This is a genomic window from Clostridium sp. LIBA-8841 (assembly GCF_057782475.1).
On sequence record NZ_CM173488.1, the window covers coordinates 3,520,154 to 3,537,711 of the forward strand.

29 protein-coding genes are annotated in these 17,558 nt (G+C 35.1%); all 29 read right to left on the reverse strand.

Annotated features, from left to right (window positions below; translation table 11 throughout):
* Positions 1-43: 43 nt before the first annotated feature.
* The 29 genes from map to AC2A4K_RS15760 all read right to left on the reverse strand — a co-directional run bounded on the left by map (position 44) and on the right by AC2A4K_RS15760 (position 17,514).
* Positions 44-793: a type I methionyl aminopeptidase gene (gene map, locus AC2A4K_RS15620; RefSeq protein WP_322505004.1), complete on the reverse strand. Its 750-nt coding sequence runs from the start codon at positions 791-793 to the stop codon at positions 44-46.
* A complete protein-coding gene (locus AC2A4K_RS15625; RefSeq protein ID WP_322505003.1) occupies positions 793-1,443 on the reverse strand; it encodes an adenylate kinase in 651 nt (216 codons plus the stop codon). The genes map and AC2A4K_RS15625 overlap by 1 nt, the downstream gene beginning before the upstream one ends.
* 26 nt (positions 1,444-1,469) lie before the next feature.
* On the reverse strand, positions 1,470-2,747 hold the full coding sequence (gene secY / locus AC2A4K_RS15630; RefSeq protein ID WP_322505002.1) for a preprotein translocase subunit SecY: 1,278 nt from the start codon (positions 2,745-2,747) through the stop codon (positions 1,470-1,472).
* Between the two features lie 2 nt (positions 2,748-2,749).
* Entirely contained in the window at positions 2,750-3,190 is a 441-nt protein-coding gene (gene rplO / locus AC2A4K_RS15635; RefSeq protein WP_322505001.1) for a 50S ribosomal protein L15, read from the reverse strand.
* Between the two features lie 33 nt (positions 3,191-3,223).
* Positions 3,224-3,403 (reverse strand): 50S ribosomal protein L30, encoded by a 180-nt coding sequence (gene rpmD, locus AC2A4K_RS15640; protein ID WP_322505130.1) that lies wholly within the window; start codon positions 3,401-3,403, stop codon positions 3,224-3,226.
* A gap of 5 nt (positions 3,404-3,408) precedes the next feature.
* Positions 3,409-3,906 (reverse strand): 30S ribosomal protein S5, encoded by a 498-nt coding sequence (gene rpsE, locus AC2A4K_RS15645; protein ID WP_322505000.1) that lies wholly within the window; start codon positions 3,904-3,906, stop codon positions 3,409-3,411.
* 20 nt (positions 3,907-3,926) lie between these two features.
* Positions 3,927-4,286: a 50S ribosomal protein L18 gene (gene rplR / locus AC2A4K_RS15650; protein ID WP_322504999.1), complete on the reverse strand. Its 360-nt coding sequence runs from the start codon at positions 4,284-4,286 to the stop codon at positions 3,927-3,929.
* A gap of 30 nt (positions 4,287-4,316) precedes the next feature.
* A complete protein-coding gene (rplF, locus tag AC2A4K_RS15655) occupies positions 4,317-4,856 on the reverse strand; it encodes a 50S ribosomal protein L6 (RefSeq protein ID WP_322504998.1) in 540 nt (179 codons plus the stop codon).
* 94 nt (positions 4,857-4,950) lie between these two features.
* On the reverse strand, positions 4,951-5,349 hold the full coding sequence (rpsH, locus tag AC2A4K_RS15660; protein WP_003454446.1) for a 30S ribosomal protein S8: 399 nt from the start codon (positions 5,347-5,349) through the stop codon (positions 4,951-4,953).
* 32 nt (positions 5,350-5,381) lie between these two features.
* A complete protein-coding gene (locus tag AC2A4K_RS15665; protein ID WP_003470274.1) occupies positions 5,382-5,567 on the reverse strand; it encodes a type Z 30S ribosomal protein S14 in 186 nt (61 codons plus the stop codon).
* Positions 5,568-5,583: 16 nt separating this feature from the next.
* On the reverse strand, positions 5,584-6,123 hold the full coding sequence (gene rplE, locus AC2A4K_RS15670; RefSeq protein WP_322504997.1) for a 50S ribosomal protein L5: 540 nt from the start codon (positions 6,121-6,123) through the stop codon (positions 5,584-5,586).
* Between the two features lie 22 nt (positions 6,124-6,145).
* Positions 6,146-6,460 carry a 50S ribosomal protein L24 gene (gene rplX, locus AC2A4K_RS15675; protein WP_003454257.1) on the reverse strand — a complete coding sequence of 105 codons (315 nt, stop codon included), beginning with the start codon at positions 6,458-6,460 and terminating at the stop codon, positions 6,146-6,148.
* A 23-nt stretch (positions 6,461-6,483) separates the two neighbouring features.
* Positions 6,484-6,852: a 50S ribosomal protein L14 gene (gene rplN, locus AC2A4K_RS15680; protein ID WP_317274678.1), complete on the reverse strand. Its 369-nt coding sequence runs from the start codon at positions 6,850-6,852 to the stop codon at positions 6,484-6,486.
* Positions 6,853-6,882: 30 nt separating this feature from the next.
* Complete coding sequence (gene rpsQ / locus AC2A4K_RS15685) at positions 6,883-7,137, reverse strand: 30S ribosomal protein S17 (protein WP_003454312.1); 255 nt, start codon at positions 7,135-7,137, stop codon at positions 6,883-6,885.
* 21 nt (positions 7,138-7,158) lie between these two features.
* Positions 7,159-7,368 carry a 50S ribosomal protein L29 gene (gene rpmC / locus AC2A4K_RS15690; RefSeq protein ID WP_322504996.1) on the reverse strand — a complete coding sequence of 70 codons (210 nt, stop codon included), beginning with the start codon at positions 7,366-7,368 and terminating at the stop codon, positions 7,159-7,161.
* Positions 7,368-7,802 carry a 50S ribosomal protein L16 gene (rplP, locus tag AC2A4K_RS15695; RefSeq protein WP_322504995.1) on the reverse strand — a complete coding sequence of 145 codons (435 nt, stop codon included), beginning with the start codon at positions 7,800-7,802 and terminating at the stop codon, positions 7,368-7,370. Before rplP ends, rpmC begins: the two co-directional genes overlap by 1 nt.
* A gap of 30 nt (positions 7,803-7,832) precedes the next feature.
* Positions 7,833-8,501 (reverse strand): 30S ribosomal protein S3, encoded by a 669-nt coding sequence (gene rpsC / locus AC2A4K_RS15700; protein WP_322504994.1) that lies wholly within the window; start codon positions 8,499-8,501, stop codon positions 7,833-7,835.
* 20 nt (positions 8,502-8,521) lie between these two features.
* A complete protein-coding gene (gene rplV, locus AC2A4K_RS15705; protein WP_322504993.1) occupies positions 8,522-8,857 on the reverse strand; it encodes a 50S ribosomal protein L22 in 336 nt (111 codons plus the stop codon).
* 27 nt (positions 8,858-8,884) lie between these two features.
* Entirely contained in the window at positions 8,885-9,166 is a 282-nt protein-coding gene (gene rpsS, locus AC2A4K_RS15710) for a 30S ribosomal protein S19 (RefSeq protein WP_003454422.1), read from the reverse strand.
* Positions 9,167-9,236: 70 nt separating this feature from the next.
* Positions 9,237-10,070, reverse strand: coding sequence for a 50S ribosomal protein L2 (gene rplB / locus AC2A4K_RS15715; RefSeq protein ID WP_322504992.1), 834 nt, complete (start codon positions 10,068-10,070; stop codon positions 9,237-9,239).
* Positions 10,071-10,124: 54 nt separating this feature from the next.
* Positions 10,125-10,418: a 50S ribosomal protein L23 gene (gene rplW, locus AC2A4K_RS15720; RefSeq protein ID WP_003454311.1), complete on the reverse strand. Its 294-nt coding sequence runs from the start codon at positions 10,416-10,418 to the stop codon at positions 10,125-10,127.
* Positions 10,418-11,032, reverse strand: coding sequence for a 50S ribosomal protein L4 (gene rplD / locus AC2A4K_RS15725; RefSeq protein ID WP_322504991.1), 615 nt, complete (start codon positions 11,030-11,032; stop codon positions 10,418-10,420). Before rplD ends, rplW begins: the two co-directional genes overlap by 1 nt.
* A gap of 24 nt (positions 11,033-11,056) precedes the next feature.
* Complete coding sequence (gene rplC / locus AC2A4K_RS15730) at positions 11,057-11,686, reverse strand: 50S ribosomal protein L3 (RefSeq protein ID WP_322504990.1); 630 nt, start codon at positions 11,684-11,686, stop codon at positions 11,057-11,059.
* Between the two features lie 82 nt (positions 11,687-11,768).
* Positions 11,769-12,077, reverse strand: coding sequence for a 30S ribosomal protein S10 (rpsJ, locus tag AC2A4K_RS15735; RefSeq protein WP_003479233.1), 309 nt, complete (start codon positions 12,075-12,077; stop codon positions 11,769-11,771).
* A 712-nt stretch (positions 12,078-12,789) separates the two neighbouring features.
* Positions 12,790-13,983, reverse strand: coding sequence for an elongation factor Tu (gene tuf, locus AC2A4K_RS15740; protein ID WP_322504980.1), 1,194 nt, complete (start codon positions 13,981-13,983; stop codon positions 12,790-12,792).
* 76 nt (positions 13,984-14,059) lie between these two features.
* The gene (gene fusA, locus AC2A4K_RS15745) at positions 14,060-16,126 is read right to left on the reverse strand and encodes an elongation factor G (protein WP_322504989.1); all 2,067 of its coding nucleotides are present in this window, start codon (positions 16,124-16,126) and stop codon (positions 14,060-14,062) included.
* Between the two features lie 80 nt (positions 16,127-16,206).
* Entirely contained in the window at positions 16,207-16,677 is a 471-nt protein-coding gene (gene rpsG, locus AC2A4K_RS15750; RefSeq protein ID WP_322504988.1) for a 30S ribosomal protein S7, read from the reverse strand.
* Between the two features lie 159 nt (positions 16,678-16,836).
* Positions 16,837-17,217 (reverse strand): 30S ribosomal protein S12, encoded by a 381-nt coding sequence (gene rpsL / locus AC2A4K_RS15755; RefSeq protein ID WP_003452165.1) that lies wholly within the window; start codon positions 17,215-17,217, stop codon positions 16,837-16,839.
* Positions 17,218-17,274: 57 nt separating this feature from the next.
* Positions 17,275-17,514: a ribosomal L7Ae/L30e/S12e/Gadd45 family protein gene (locus AC2A4K_RS15760; RefSeq protein ID WP_322504987.1), complete on the reverse strand. Its 240-nt coding sequence runs from the start codon at positions 17,512-17,514 to the stop codon at positions 17,275-17,277.
* Positions 17,515-17,558: the final 44 nt, after the last annotated feature.

Genomic DNA, 17,558 nt, shown 5'->3' on the forward strand with positions numbered 1-17,558 from the left:
TATAGGCAAATGTTAATTTATAACTAAGCAATATATATTAAAACTATTTTACAAGTGTTAATATTTCAGGACCATTAGGTAAAATTGCAACTGTATTTTCATAATGTGCAGAAAGTTTACCATCTGCTGTTATTACTGTCCAGCCATCATCTAAAGTCTTAACTCTATATGATCCTATGTTTACCATTGGTTCAATAGCTAACACCATTCCTGCCATTAACTTTGGACCTCTGCCTGGTCTACCGAAATTAGGAACTTCAGGATCTTCATGTACTTTTCGGCCAATTCCATGTCCTACAAAGTCTCTAACAACAGAAAATCCATTTGCTTCAACATATTGCTGTATTTCATTAGAAATATCCGTTAATCTATTGTCTACATATGCCTTCTCTATTCCTTTAAAAAAGGAATCTTCAGTAATTCTAATAAGCTTTTCCGCTTCTTCTGATATATTTCCAACACCAAAAGTTCTAGCAGCATCACTGTGAAATCCATTTAGACAAACTCCACAATCAATAGAAACAATGTCTCCATCTTTTAATTCATAACTTCCTGGGAAACCATGAATTACTTGATTATTAACAGATATACATAATGAAGCTGGAAAACCATACAATCCCTTAAAGGATGGTGTAGCTCCATGCTTAGTTATAAACTCTTCAGCTATTCTATCTAATTCCGTAGTAGTAATACCAGGTCTTACTTTCTCCTTAAGCAGGTTAAGTGTTTCTCCAAGAAGCTTTCCTGCTTTCCTCATTAGGTCGATTTCATTCTCATTCTTAAGAATTATCATTACTTGTCGCTCCCTAATATTTTACAGATACTCTCAAAGACCTCGTTTATTGCTTGTGTTCCATCTACTACTGAAAGTTGCTTTTTGTTTTCATAAAAATCAATTAATGGTTGTGTTTGATTTTCGTACACATCAAGTCTTTCTTTCACTGTTTCCTCAGTGTCATCTTTTCTTTGGATAACATCTGATCCGCAAAGATCACATTTTCCATCATTAGCTGGTGGATTAAACTTTATGTGATAACTTGCTCCACATGAAGGACAAACTCTTCTTCCTGTCATTCTTTCAAGTATGAATTCTTTAGGTACTTCTATTAAAAGAGCTGTGTCTATTGACTCGCCTCTTTCACTTAAGAAATTATCTAAAGCCTCTGCTTGATGAACTGTTCTTGGGAAACCATCTAACAGATATCCGTTTTTACAATCATCTTGCTGAAGTCTATCTTTTACCATGTTTATAGTTACTTCATCTGGAACTAACTGTCCATTGTCCATGTATGTTTTAGCCTCAATACCTAAAGGAGTATTCTCAGAAATATTCTTTCTAAAAATATCTCCAGTAGATATATGAGGAATTGAATATCTATTACTAATTGATTTTGCCTGTGTTCCTTTTCCTGCTCCAGGAGGACCTAATAAAACTATCTTCACGGGCATCATCTCCATAACTTGTATTTCTATTTTAAGAATCCTTGGTAATGTCTCATTGTTAATTGAGATTCTAACTGTCTCATTATTTCTAATGAAACTGAAACTAAGATTAACAGTGATGTTCCTCCAAACTGTATTCCTTCAAAAGGAGTATAGTTTGCAACTAAGATAGGAACTACCGCTATAAACGCAGCAAAACATCCACCAAACATTGAAATTCTATTTAATACTTTCTCTAAATAAATCTCTGTTGGTTTACCAGGTCTTATTCCAGGAATGAAACCTGATGATTTATGCATATTCTCAGCCATTTCATCTGGCTTAAATGTTATTTGAGTATAGAACCAAGTAAAGAATATAGTCAGTAATGAATATAATACTGGATACATCCAAGTCTTTGCATTGAAAGGACTGTAAGAAGATCCTGTAATCCATTGTGACCATCCAGCTTCTGGGAAGAATTGAGCTATAGTTGTTGGGAAACTCATAACAGACATAGCAAAGATTATTGCTATAACAGTTGTTCCAATAATACTTAATGGAATATGAGTTGATTGTCCCTTCATCATTTTATTACCTACGGCTTTACCTGCATACTGTACAGGGATTCTTCTTTCAGCTAATGATAAGTAAATTACACCTGCTAATAAAGCTAATGTAAAGAAAATAAATAATGCTACTTCAACAATATTTATTTTACCTATCTTACTTAAGTTATATATTTGATAACCAGTCATTGGTAAACTTGATAATATATTTGCAAATATTATCAAAGAGGTACCATTTCCTACTCCTTTAACAGTAATTTGATCTCCTAACCACATTAGGAAAGTTGATCCTACTACTAATGTTAGTAATATTAAAAACATACTAACTGGAGAATTACTCTTAAGTGCTCCTACATTGTGAATTATCACATAAGTTCCATAAGCTGTGATTGCTCCAATAACAATTGAAGCATATCTAGTTATCTTTTGGATTTTCTTTCTTCCGTCATCTCCCTCTTTAGATAGTTGCTCTAATTTAGGAATTGCAACTGTTAAAAGTTGCATGATGATTGAAGCATTAATGTATGGTACAACACCTAAAGCAAATATACTAAATCTACTAAAAGAACCACCAGAAATTAAATCATAGAAGCTTACTAAGCCTCCTGATTGTGTTAAAGCTTTCAGACTATCTGTATCAATTCCAGGAACAGGAATATAACTTCCCATCCTGAAAATTGCTATTAAGAATACAGTCCAAATTATCTTTTTTCTTAAATCTTGAACCTTCCAGGCATTACGTAGGGTTGATAGCACGATTATTTCACCTCAACTTTTCCTCCAGCTGCAACTATTTTTTCAGCTGCTTGCTTTGATAACTTGCAACCTGCGATAGTTAAGTTCTTTTCTATGTTTCCATTTCCTAAGATCTTAACTCCGTCCATTAGTTTACTTACTACTCTTTTTTCTAATAGTAATTCTGGAGTAACTTCTGTTCCATTATCGAATATGTTTAATCTATCAACATTGATTGTTACAAAATGTTTTGAAAATGGGTTAGTGAATCCTCTTTTTGGAAGTCTTCTGTATAATGGCATTTGACCACCTTCGAATCCTGGTCTAACTCCACCACCTGATCTAGCATTTTGACCTTTTTCACCTTTTCCGGCATTTCTTCCTAGTCCTGAACCAGTACCTCTACCAACTCTCTTAGGAGCTGATTTACTACCAGCTGCTGGGCTTAATTCATGAAGTTTCATATGTTATTACACCTCCTCTGACACTCTATTTAATTATGCTTCTTCAACTTTTAGTAGATAACTAACTTTGTTTATCATACCTTTTATTTGAGGAGTTTCCTCATGCTCTACTGTTTTACCTATTTTTCTAAGTCCAAGGGCATGTGCAGTAGCGATATGGTCTTTTTTTCTACCAATTAAGCTTTTAACTAATGTTACCTTTAGCATCGCTATCCCTCCTAACCTAATATCTCTTCAACAGATTTTCCTCTTAATTTAGCTATATCTTCAGCTGTTCTTAAGTTTGCTAATCCGTTGATAGTTGCTTTTACCATGTTTCTTGGGTTGTTTGAACCTAATGATTTAGCTCTAACATCCTTTAATCCTGCTAACTCAAGAACTGATCTTGCAGGACCTCCAGCTATAACTCCTGTACCTTCAGTAGCTGGCATTATAAGTACATCTCCTGTACCGAATTTTCCGTGTATTTCATGAGGAACAGTAGTTCCAACTATTGAAACTTCAACTAAGTTTTTCTTAGCATCTTCTATTCCTTTTCTTATTGCTTCTGGGATTTCGATAGATTTACCAGTTCCAACACCAACGTGTCCGTTCTCGTCTCCAACAACAACTAAAGCACTGAATCTGAAGTTTCTACCACCCTTAACAACCTTAGTAACTCTGCTTATACTAACAACCTTTTCTTTAAGGTCTAGTGTGCTAGGATCGATTCTCATGTATTTCCCCTCCTTGTAGATTAGAATTTTAATCCGGCTTCTCTTGCTCCGCTAGCTAAAGCCTCAACTCTTCCATGATATACGTATCCACCTCTGTCGAATACTACATCAGTTATTCCTTTTTCTATAGCTCTTTTAGCAAGTAAATCTCCAACGATTTTAGCAGCTTCTTTGTTACTTCCTTTAACTTCTATAGCTTTATCTAAGCTTGAAGCAGATACTAAAGTAACAGCGTTAACGTCGTCTATTATTTGAGCATATATGTTCTTTTCACTTCTATATACAGATAATCTTGGTCTTTCTGGAGTTCCGAATACCTTCTTACGAACTCTTAGGTGACGTCTTTCTCTTGCTTCTTTTCTGTCTGCCTTTTTGAACATAAGGTTCACTCCTTTCTATATTAGTATTTATTATTTACCAGTTTTACCTTCTTTTCTTCTTATAACTTCATCAGAGTACTTGATTCCTTTACCTTTGTATGGTTCAGGTTTTCTCCATGATCTGATGTTAGCAGCAACTGCTCCAACTTTTTCTTTATCGATACCTTCAACGATAACTTTAGTTGTTCCGTCTAACTTGAAGTCAACTCCTTCAACAGCTTCAACTTCTACTGGATGTGAATATCCTAAGTTCATAACAAGTTTCTTTCCTTGTAATTGAGCTCTGTATCCAACTCCGTTTAACTCTAAAGTTTTTGAGAAACCTTGGCTTACTCCAACAACCATGTTGTTAAGTAAAGCTCTAGTTAATCCGTGAAGTGCTCTGTGTTCTTTAACGTCACTTGGTCTAGTAACAACTACTTGAGCATCTTCTACAGCTATATTAATGTCTTTGTGCATAGCTTTAACTAATTCACCCTTAGGGCCTTTTACTGTAACAACGTTCTCTGGTGTTACAGTAACAGTTACTCCAGCAGGGATAGCTATAGGCATTTTACCTACTCTTGACATAATGCGCACCTCCTGTGAATTTGGTCCTTATATTTTTAATTTATCTCTTTGCTTCAATCTATTTAAATCTATGTTATTTTCTCAATCTAAAAAATTACCAAACGTAGCAGATAACTTCTCCGCCTAATCCTAATTTTCTAGCTTCTCTGTCAACTACTAATCCTTTTGAAGTTGATATTAAAGCGATACCTAATCCGTTTAATACTCTAGGAACTTCATCTTTCTTGCAGTAAACTCTTAAACCTGGTTTTGATATTCTCTTTAAACCAGTTATAACTCTTTCATTGTTTGCTCCGTACTTTAAAGTTAATCTCATCATAGGAACTACACCATCGTTGTACTCCTCTACTCCTTTAAGATAACCTTCTTGTAATAATATATTTACGATAGCCTTCTTAACACTTGAAGAAGGTACTTCAACAACTTCGTGTCTTACTGAATTCGCGTTTCTCACACGAGTTAGTAAGTCTGCGATAGGATCTGTCATAACCATTATATTGTGCCTCCTTTCATTCTACTAGTATATTACCAGCTTGCCTTTCTACATCCAGGAATTTCACCTTTATAAGCTAATTCTCTGAAGCAGATACGGCAAATTCCGAATTTCTTTAATACAGAATGTGGTCTTCCACATAATCTACATCTAGTATACGCTCTAGTTTTGTATTTAGGTTCTTTTTTCCATTTTTCGATCATTGCCTTACGAGCCATGCGTATCCCCTCCTTATTATTGAGCGAATGGCATTCCAAGGAATCTTAATAATTCTCTTGCTTCTTCGTCTGTGTTAGCACTAGTAACGAAGATTATATCCATTCCTCTTACTTTATCTACTTTATCATACTCGATTTCTGGGAATATTAATTGTTCCTTAATACCTAATGAGTAGTTTCCTCTTCCATCAAATGCTTTAGGTGAAACTCCTCTAAAGTCTCTTACTCTAGGTAAAGCTATTGAAACTAATTTATCTACGAATTCGTACATATTAGTCTTTCTTAAAGTAACTTTACATCCTAAAGCCATGTTCTCTCTTATTTTGAAGTTAGCAACTGACTTTTTAGCTCTTGTTAATACAGGCTTTTGTCCAGCGATTATTTGTAAATCACTAACAGCTGATTCTAGAACCTTAGGATTGTCTTTAGCTTCTCCTACTCCCATGTTTATAACAACTTTTTCTATTTTAGGAACTTGCATTATGTTTTTGTATCCGAACTTTTCCATCATAGCTGGAACTACTTCTTTTTCATATCTTTCTTGAAGTCTATTCACGTAAAGTACCTCCTTTCAAATTTTAGAATGTTTCTCCACACTTCTTACATACTCTTACTTTTGCACCGTCTTCTAATAACTTATGGCTTATTCTTGTAGCCTTTTTGCATTTTTCACAGAATAACATAACTTTTGAGCTGTTTATTGCAGCTTCCATTTCTATTATTCCGCCTTGCATGTTTTGTCTATTAGGTTTTTGATGCTTTTTAACTAAGTTAACTCCTTTAACTACTACTTTACCAGTCTTAGGAATTACTCTTAAAACTTCACCAGTTTTTCCTTTATCTTTACCTGATATAACTACTACTGTGTCGTTCTTTCTAACATGTACCTTCATCTTAGCCACCTCCTAATCGTTTATTATAGAACTTCTGGTGCTAATGATAAGATTTTGTTGAACTCATTATCTCTTAGCTCTCTAGCAACTGGTCCAAAGATACGAGTTCCTCTTGGTTGCTTATCATCTTTTATTATTACAGCTGCATTTTCATCAAACTTGATGTATGAACCGTCAGCTCTTCTTAGTCCTCTTACTGATCTTACAATAACTGCTTTAACAACGTCTCCTTTTTTAACAACTCCGCCTGGTGTTGCACTTTTAACGCTAGCAACTATTATATCTCCGATATTTCCGAATTTTCTTTTAGATCCGCCTAAAACTCTTATGCACATTATTTCTTTTGCACCTGAGTTATCAGCAACCTTTAGTAAGGTTTGTTGTTGTATCATGAAATTAACCTCCTTTCAGACTTTAGAAAACTATTTTGCTTTCTCTACTATCTCAACAAGTCTCCATCTCTTATCTTTAGATAATGGTCTAGTTTCCATTATAAGAACTCTATCTCCGAATCTAGCCTCATTATTTTCATCATGAGCTTTGAACTTAGTTGTTCTGTTAACAGTTTTTCCGTATAGTGGATGTCTAACCTTTGTTTCAACCGCAACAACGATAGTCTTATCCATTTTATCAGAAACAACTCTACCTAATCTCTTTTTTCTTAAATTTCTTTCCACAGCGGTTACCTCCTTTCAGGATTACTGCTCAATCTTTAACTCTTCTTCTCTTATGATTGTTTTGATTTGAGCTATTGATTTTTTTACTTCTTTGATTCTCATTGGGTTTTCTAATTGACCTGTAGCTAATTGGAATCTTAAATTGAATAACTCAGCTTTAAGGTCTCCTAATTTATTTATTAAATCTTGAGGATTGCTTGTTCTTAGTTCTTTTAACTCTCTAGCTTTCATTATTCTTCACCACCCATTTCCTCAAAATCTCTTCTTGTAACGAACTTAGTCTTTACAGGAAGTTTGTGTGAAGCAAGTCTCATAGCTTCTCTTGCTTTCTCTTCATCAACTCCAGATAATTCAAATAAAACTCTACCTGGTTTAACTACTGCTACCCAGTATTCAACTGAACCTTTACCTGAACCCATTCTTGTTTCAGCTGGCTTCTCAGTTACAGGTTTATCTGGGAATATTTTTATCCAAAGCTTTCCGCCTCTTTTTATATATCTATTGATAGCTATTCTCGCAGCTTCTATTTGGTTACTAGTGATCCATCCACAAGTTGTAGCTTGGATTCCGAAATCTCCGTAAGCTAGAAAGTTTCCTCTAGTTGCCTTACCTTTCATTCTACCACGTTGTACCTTACGATGTTTAACTCTTTTAGGCATTAACATGTTATATTCCTCCTTTCTTAGTGCATCATATTATGCATTAGCGTCTTCCTTTTTTTCAACTTTTTTAGTTGGAAGAACTTCTCCATTGTAAACCCACACTTTAACACCGATTTTACCATAAGTTGTATCTGCTTCAGCAAATCCATAGTCGATGTCAGCTCTTATTGTTTGTAGTGGGATTGTTCCTTCATTATATTGCTCAGTTCTTGCTATTTCAGCTCCACCTAATCTACCTGAACAAGCAGTTTTAACACCTAATGTGCCAGCTTTCATTGCTCTTTGGATAGTTTGCTTCATAGCTCTTCTGAATGATATTCTCTTTTCTAATTGAGCAGCAATGTTTTCAGCCATTAATTGAGCGTTAGTTTCAGCGTTCTTAACCTCAACGATGTTTATTAAAACATTCTTCTCAGCTATTATATTTTTTAAGCTAGCTTTTAATCTTTCGATTCCTGAACCACCTTTTCCGATGATTACTCCTGGCTTAGCTGTGTGTATGTTTAACTTAATTCTCTTAGCTGATCTTTCGATTTCAATCTTAGCGATTCCAGCTGAGAAAAGTTCTTTCTTTATGAATTTTCTTATTTGTTGGTCTTCGATTAAGTTGTCAGCAAAATTTTTCTTATCAGCATACCATTTTGCATCCCAATCTTTAATTACACCAACTCTTAGTCCGTGAGGATGTACTTTTTGTCCCATGCTTTTCCCTCCTTACCTTATTAAGCTCTTTCTTTAACAACAAGTGTTATATGACTTGTTCTCTTGTTTATTCTGAATGCTTTACCATGATCCATTGGTCTGAATCTTTTTAAAGTTGGTCCGTGACCTACATGTGCTTCTGCAACAAATAATCTGTTTGCATCTAACTCATGATTGTTCTCCGCATTAGCAACTGCTGATTTTAAAACTTTGTTTATAACCTCAGCGGCATCTCTTGGAGTGTATTTTAAAATTGCGAAAGCTTCGTTTACGTTCTTTCCTCTTATTAAATCAAGAACAACTCCTACTTTAGTTGGAGACATTCTTACATATTTAGCTATAGCTTTAGCTTCCATCTAAAGATCCTCCTTTCCCGGATACTATTATTTTCTCTTTGATGTTTTTTCGTTTTTAATATGACCTTTGAAAGTTCTTGTTAAAACGAATTCTCCTAATTTATGTCCAACCATATCTTCTGTAACATAAACTGGGATATGTTTTCTTCCATCATGAACAGCTATTGTATGGCCTATCATTTGTGGGAATATAGTTGAGCTTCTTGACCAAGTTTTGATAACTTTCTTATCTCCATTTTGGTTCATTTCTTCTATTTTCTTTAAAAGACCTGCATGCACGAAAGGTCCTTTCTTAATTGATCTACTCACTAGAATTTCCTCCCTTCATAAACTTAATTATGCCGCCAAACTGTGAAGAGAATATTTAATTCTCTCCAAACTATTTAGCGTTTCTTCTCTTAATGATGAATCTATCTGAGTATTTTTTGTTCTTTCTAGTTTTGTATCCAAGTGCTGGTTTACCCCATGGAGTAACTGGACTTGGTCTACCGATAGGAGATCTACCTTCTCCACCACCGTGAGGGTGATCGCAAGGGTTCATTACAGAACCTCTAACTGTTGGTCTCCATCCCATGTGTCTCTTTCTACCAGCTTTACCGATATTTACGATCTCATGAGTTGTGTTTGATACTGTTCCAACAGTAGCTTTACATTCTATTCTTACGTATCTCATTTCGCCTGATGGTAATCTTAATGTAGCATAGTTTCCTTCTTTAGCCATTAACTGAGCTGAAGTACCTGCTGATCTTACCATTTGGCCACCTTTTCCAGCTTGTAACTCTATGTTATGAACAAAAGTACCTACTGGCATGTGTTTTAATTGAAGAGCGTTACCTGGTTTGATATCTGACTCAGGTCCTGATACAACTGTATCTCCTACTTTTAAACCTACAGGAGCAAGTATGTATCTCTTCTCTCCATCAGCATAAATAACAAGTGCTATGTAAGCTGATCTATTTGGATCGTACTCTACTGTAGCAACTTTTGCTGGGATTCCATCTTTATTTCTTTTGAAATCTATTATTCTATATTTTCTCTTAGCTCCACCACCGTGGTGTCTAACAGTTATTTTACCTTGTGCGTTTCTACCACCAGTTTTCTTTAAAGAAACAAGAAGTGACTTTTCAGGTGCATTTGTAGTTACTTCTTCAAATGTTGGCATAGTCATTTGTCTTCTTGATGGTGTAGTTGGGTTAAACTTTTTAAGTGCCATTATTGTCCCTCCTTCTTATAGCTTATCTGGCCTTCAACCAATACCTGCTTTTTATTATTGCATTCCTTCGAAGAATTCTATGCTGCTACCTTCAGCTAAAGTTATAACAGCTTTTTTGAAGTCAGCTCTTTTTCCGATATGAACTCCAACTCTCTTAGTTTTTCCTTCGAATCTCATAGTTTTAACGTCAGCAACTTTTACGTTGAAAACTTCTTCTACAGCTCTCTTTATTTGTACTTTGTTAGCTGCCATATGAACTATGAAGGTGTATTTATTTTCAGCCATAGCTGCCATACTCTTTTCAGTTATAACTGGTTTTCTGATTATATCATGGCTTGTTAACTTCATTATGCGTACACCTCCTCAATTTTGTTTACAGCTTCTTTAGTTATCATTAATGTTTTGCAGTTTAATAAATCATAAACATTGATGTTGTTAACAGGCATAACTGTTACACCTTCGATGTTTCTAGCTGATTTATATACATTTTCATTAACTTCAGCTGTTATTATTAATGTCTTCTTAGCTTCGAAAGCATTTAACATTTTAACTGCTTCCTTAGTTTTTGGAGCTTCGAAAGTTAAGTTTTCTAAAACAACCATATCTGCAACTTTGCTAGTTAAAGCAGAAGTCATAGCTACTTTCTTCATGCTCTTTGGTATTGACATTCTGTAATCTCTTGGTTTTGGTGCAAATACAACTCCACCTTTGATCCATTGAGGCGCTCTGATAGAACCTTGTCTTGCTCTACCTGTTCCTTTTTGTCTCCAAGGCTTGATTCCGCCTCCTCTTACCTCAGATCTTGTTTTAGCTGATTGAGTACCTTGTCTCTTGTTAGCTAATTGAGCTACTACTACTTGGTGTAAAGCATATTTGTTTACTTCAACTCCAAATACTTGCTCGTTTAATTGGATATCTCCAACTTGTTGTCCTTCTTTATTAAATAAACCTACTTTAGGCATTACGCTTCCTCCTTTCTACAGAAATTAAGCCTTAACGCTGTTTCTTATAACTACTGTGCCTTTATTTGGACCTGGGATTCCACCCTTTATTAAGATTATGTTCTTTTCAGGCATTATCTTAACAACTTCTAAGTTAAGAACTGTAGTGTTCTTAGCTCCCATATGTCCAGGCATTCTCTTGTTCTTGAAAGTTCTTGATGGGTCTGAAGCAGCTCCCATTGAACCTGGTGCTCTGTGGAATTTAGAACCGTGAGACATTGGTCCTCTACTAGCATTCCATCTTTTGATTGTACCTTGGAATCCCTTACCTTTAGAAACTCCTGATACGTCTACTTTGTCTCCAATTTCAAATGTGTCAACCTTTATTTCGTCTCCAACATTGTAACTAGCAACATCTTCCATTCTGAACTCTTTTAAAGTTCTTCTTAAAGAAACACCTGCTTTAGCAAAATGTCCTTTTCTTGGTTTGTTAACTAATTTTTCTCTTAATTCACCGAATCCAACTTGTATTGCGTCATATCCATCAGTTTCAACTGTTTTCTTTTGAACTACAACACATGGACCAGCTTCAACTACAGTTACAGGAATTACTTTTCCATTCTCATCGAATATTTGAGTCATTCCAACTTTTTTACCTATGATAGCTTTTTTCATGTGGTTACACCTCCTAAACGTATTAGCGGATTGCCTCTGCAATCATAACAGTTCAATCTCTTAATTCAATCTAAATAAACTATTAAAGTTTTATTTCGATATCAACACCTGCTGGTAAGTTTAATCTCATTAATGCATCAACAGTTTTTGGTGATGGATTAACGATGTCTATTAATCTCTTATGAGTTCTTACTTCGAACTGCTCTCTTGAGTCTTTGTACTTATGTACTGCTCTTAAGATTGTTATAACGTCTTTTTCAGTTGGTAGTGGAACTGGTCCAACAACCTTTGCTCCTGTAGACTTAGCAGTTTCAACAATTTTCTCAGCTGATTGATCTAATATTGTGTGATCAAATGCTTTTAATCTTATTCTTATTTTTTGTTTTGACATTTGGTTTCCCTCCTTTTCATGTACGCTTTACTTCTAACGCACAACAGTAAGTATTGTGTAAACTGCCCCTGGTGTTTCACACTTTAAACATGTTCACCTAACCCCTGTCGTCGGATTCTAGATCCTAACATGCTCATCAAGAATTACCCGGAAGTCCGGCAACCTCTTGATTCATCGCTGTTCGCTTTACAACTTCTTCATTATACTATGTATATTATGTTTTTTCAAGTATTTTTTTAGAAGTTTTAGCATATACATTTTTATACTTTTTAACCTTAAAACCGTCCAAAAAAATAAAACACTAATATTAATAATATACTATTCAAAAAATTTTTCAACAAGAATTTTATTCCTAACAAAAAATTCATATTCTTATTCTTGCCATAAAAAAAATTTCTAATTATATTATATTTTATTTTTTTATAAAAGCAACATATTACTTAAAAAAATAAAAAGAGAGAAGAATTTCCTCTCTCTTTTTACAGGCCTTTTAATAAACTCTCTTTCAAAGTCAAAAATTATTGCGCATTAATTTTTGACTTTTAAGAGCTTTCTAATATATACGTCTATATATTAGAAATTTTTCTTCATTAATCCTCAAGTTACACTCTTTTGCGCTAAGAATATAAGCTAGGTTTAATTCAGCATAAACTCCCGTTGTTCATCGGTACTATTTTTAAATTTATATTTAAGCTTTTCTAAAAAGTTAGAATTACTCGATTATTGAAGTAACAACTCCTGAACCTACAGTTCTTCCACCTTCTCTGATAGCGAATCTTAATCCTTCATCCATAGCGATTTCAGTGATTAATTCAACTTCCATATCGATGTGGTCTCCAGGCATAACCATTTCCATTCCGTCTGGTAATTTGATTGATCCTGTAACGTCTGTTGTTCTGAAGTAGAATTGTGGTCTATATCCATCGAAGAATGGAGTATGTCTTCCACCTTCTTCTTTTTTAAGTACGTATACTTGACCTACGAATTTTTTATGTGGGTTGATTGTTCCAGTTTGAGCTAAAACTTGACCTCTTTCGATGTCAGTTCTTTGGATACCTCTTAATAATGCTCCGATGTTATCTCCAGCTTGTGCTTCATCTAATAACTTTCTGAACATTTCGATTCCTGTTACAACAGTTTTTCTTCTTTCTTCAGTTAATCCGATTACTTCTACTTCGTCTCCTACATGTAGAACTCCTCTTTCAACTCTTCCTGTTGCAACTGTTCCTCTACCAGTGATTGTGAATACGTCCTCTACTGGCATTAAGAATGGCTTATCTGTTGCTCTTTCTGGTGTTGGGATGTAAGTATCAACTGCTTCCATTAACTCTCTGATACAAGCTGTTGCAGCTTCGTCAGTTGGGTTTTCTAATGCTACTAAAGCTGATCCTTTGATTACTGGAATGTCATCTCCTGGGAAGTTGTACTCGCTTAATAACTCTCTAACTTCCATTTCAACTAATTCTAATAATTCTTCGTCGTCAACCATATCTGCTTTGTTTAAGAATACTACGATGTGGTCAACTCCAACTCTTGATGATAATAGGATATGCTCTCTTGTTTGAGGCATTGGACCATCAGCTGCTGAACAAACTAAGATAGCTCCGTCCATTTGAGCTGCTCCTGTGATCATGTTTTTAACATAGTCAGCATGTCCTGGGCAGTCAACGTGAGCGTAGTGTCTATTAGCTGTTTCGTACTCAACGTGAGCTGTGTTGATTGTGATTCCTCTTTCTTTTTCTTCTGGAGCTTTATCTATTTCATCGTATTTGAATGCTTCTGCTCCACCAGCTTGTGCTAAAACTGTTGTTATAGCTGCTGTTAAAGTTGTTTTACCGTGGTCTACGTGACCGATTGTTCCAATGTTAACGTGTGGTTTGCTTCTTTCAAATTTTGCTTTTGACATTGCAAATTCCTCCTTTAATTTTAAAATATTATATACATTTATTTATTAAAGAAGCTTTAAAAGCTTCTTTAATTAATTATTTATTTTTCTTACCTGCAACTTCTTCTTGGATGCTCTTTGGAACGTCATCATAGTGATCGAATTCCATTGCATAAGTTCCTCTACCTTGAGTTCTTGATCTTAATGCAGTTGCGTATCCAAACATTTCTGATAGTGGGATGAATGCTCTTATGATTTGTGCACCATTTCTTGAGTCCATTCCTTCCATTCTACCTCTTCTTGAGTTAACATCTCCTATAACGTCTCCCATGTACTCTTCTGGTACAGTGATTTCAACTTTCATTATAGGCTCAAGTAAAACAGCATCAGCTTTAGCCATAGCGTTTTTGAATGCCATAGATCCAGCTATTTTGAATGCCATTTCAGATGAATCGACATCATGGTATGATCCGTCGAATAATCTTACTTTGAAGTTTATAACTGGGTATCCAGCTATTATACCACTTTCTGAAGCTTCTCTGATTCCGTTATCTACTGCAGGAATGTATTCTCTTGGAATAGCTCCTCCAACGATAGCATTTTCGAATTCATATTCACCTTCAGTTGGTATCATTTCTATCTTACAGTGTCCGTATTGTCCTCTACCACCAGATTGTCTAGCAAATTTAGCTTCTGCTTCAACAGCCTTCTTGATAGTTTCTTTGTAAGCAACTTGAGGAGCACCTACGTTACACTCAACTTTGAATTCTCTTTGTAATCTATCAACGATGATATCTAAGTGAAGCTCACCCATACCAGCTATGATAGTTTGACCTGTTTCTTGATCAGTCCAAGTTTTGAAAGTTGGATCCTCTTCAGCAAGCTTTGATAAAGCTATACCCATTTTTTCTTGACCAGCTTTTGTCTTTGGCTCGATAGCTATAGATATAACTGGCTCTGGGAATTCCATTTTTTCAAGTATTATTGGAGCTGATTCTGCACATAGAGTATCTCCAGTAGTTGTGTTCTTAAGACCTATTACAGCTCCTAATTCAGCAGCTTCTAATGATTCAACTTCCTCTCTTGAGTTAGCGTGCATCTTAACAAGTCTTCCGATTCTTTCTTTTTTACCCTTAGTTGAGTTTAATACGTATGAACCGCTTTCTAAAACTCCTGAGTAAACTCTTGTGAATGCTAATCTTCCAACGAATGGGTCAGTAGCGATTTTGAATGCTAAAGCTGACATTGGAGCGTCATCTGAAGCTTCTCTAGTCTCTTCTTCACCCTCTAAGTTAGTACCTTTAACAGCAGGTATATCTAATGGTGATGGTAAGTAATCAACAACACCATCGATCATTTGTTGAACACCTTTGTTTTTGTATGATGATCCACAGATAACTGGGATTATTTCATTGTTTATAGTAGCTTTTCTTAAAGCTATTTTTAATTCTTCAAGAGTTAATTCTTCACCTTCTAAGTATTTCATCATTAACTCTTCATCAGTTTCAGCTATAGCTTCTATCATAGCAGCTCTGTACTCTTCTGCTTTATCAGCTAATTCAGCTGGAACATCAGTTACATCGATGTCTTTTCCTAAGTCATCTTTGAATATGATAGCTTTGTTTTCTAATAAGTCAACCATTCCTTGGAATTGATCTTCTTGACCTATTGGAATTTGGATAGCAACAGCATTAGCTTGTAATCTTTCTCTAACTGTGTTTATACAGTTATAGTAGTCAGCTCCTGTAGCATCCATTTTGTTTACGTATATCATTCTTGGAACGCCATACTTATCTGCCTGTCTCCAAACAGTTTCAGTTTGTGGCTCAACTCCACTCTTAGCATCAAGAACAGTAACAGTTCCATCAAGAACTCTTAATGATCTTTCAACCTCAACTGTGAAGTCTACGTGTCCTGGAGTATCGATTATGTTTAACTCATAACCTTTCCAGAAACAAGTTGTAGCAGCAGAAGTTATTGTTATACCTCTTTCTTGCTCTTGAGCCATCCAGTCCATAGTTGAAGCTCCATCATGAGTTTCCCCTATTTTGTGGTTTCTTCCTGTATAGAAAAGAATACGCTCAGTAGTTGTTGTTTTACCAGCATCTATATGTGCCATTATTCCGAAGTTACGGAATTTCTCTAACGGATATTGTCTAGCCATTGTGACTCCTCCTCTCAACGTATAGTGTTTTTAAATTCAACAAAACTGTTTTGGCTCTTAGCCAAAACAGTTCCATTTTATTAATATCTGTAATGAGCAAATGCTTTATTAGCTTCAGCCATTTTATGAGTATCTTCTCTCTTCTTAACAGCTGCTCCAGTATTGTTAGCTGCATCCATTAATTCTCCAGCTAATCTTTCTCTCATGTACTTCTCGCCTCTTTTTCTTGAAGCAACAAGAAGCCATCTTAATCCTAAAGTCTGTCTTCTTTCAGGTCTTACTTCTATTGGAACTTGGTAGTTAGCACCACCTATTCTTCTAGCTTTAACCTCTAATAAAGGCATTATGTTGTTCATTGCTTCCTCAAAAACTTCCATAGCATCTCTGCCAGTTTTCTCACTGATTATTTGGAAAGCATCGTAGCATATTTTTTGTGCTACTCCTTTTTTACCATCTTCCATTACGTTATTTATTAACTTAGTAACAACTTTTGAATTGTACACTGGATCTGGTAATACATCTCTTTTTGCAATATGTCCTTTTCTTGGCACTTTTCTTCCCTCCTTAACAATTTTTGTTTAAGTTCATCGGTACTCGACACAACTTAATCGATTGTCGTAAAGTGCTTGCTTCATAATCTATATTTAAACTTCGAACAGTTATCTATCTAAACTTGAAGACACAGCACTTAAACTAAGTTTAAGCAATAACTATTTTTTTTGCTTTGGTTTCTTAGCACCGTACTTTGATCTTCCTTGCATTCTGTTAGCTACTCCAGCTGAGTCTAAAGCTCCTCTTACTATATGGTATCTAACACCAGGAAGGTCTTTAACTCTTCCACCTCTTATAAGAACAACACTATGCTCTTGTAAGTTGTGGCCTACACCAGGAATGTAAGCTGTTACTTCGTATCCATTAGTTAATCTTACCCTAGCAATTTTTCTTAACGCTGAGTTAGGTTTCTTAGGAGTAGTTGTTTTAACTACAGTACAAACTCCTCTTTTTTGTGGACACTCTTTAAGAGCTGGTGCAGTTGATTTTGATGCTACTGTTTTTCTGCCTTTTCTTACTAATTGGCTTATAGTTGGCATACTTTCACCTCCTGATAAATTATTTAACTATCTATATAAATTTTAGATGTTAACACGTTAATCTAAGATTAATGCTGCAGCTGATTTTACATCTATACCGCACATTTCTCCTAAAACTTTCATGCTTTTAACATGTTTCACTTCAATTCCACATTTTTTTGCTAATTCTACCAATGGAGCAACTATTTTATCGTTAGCATCTTTTGCAACATACAAAATTTTTCCTTCATCGTTCTTTATAGCTTTTGTGGATTGTTTTATGCCAATAACTTTTTTTCCTAAAAGTCTGTCTACCATAAGATTACCTCCATTGTAAATAATCATGTAGACAAGTTAATCCC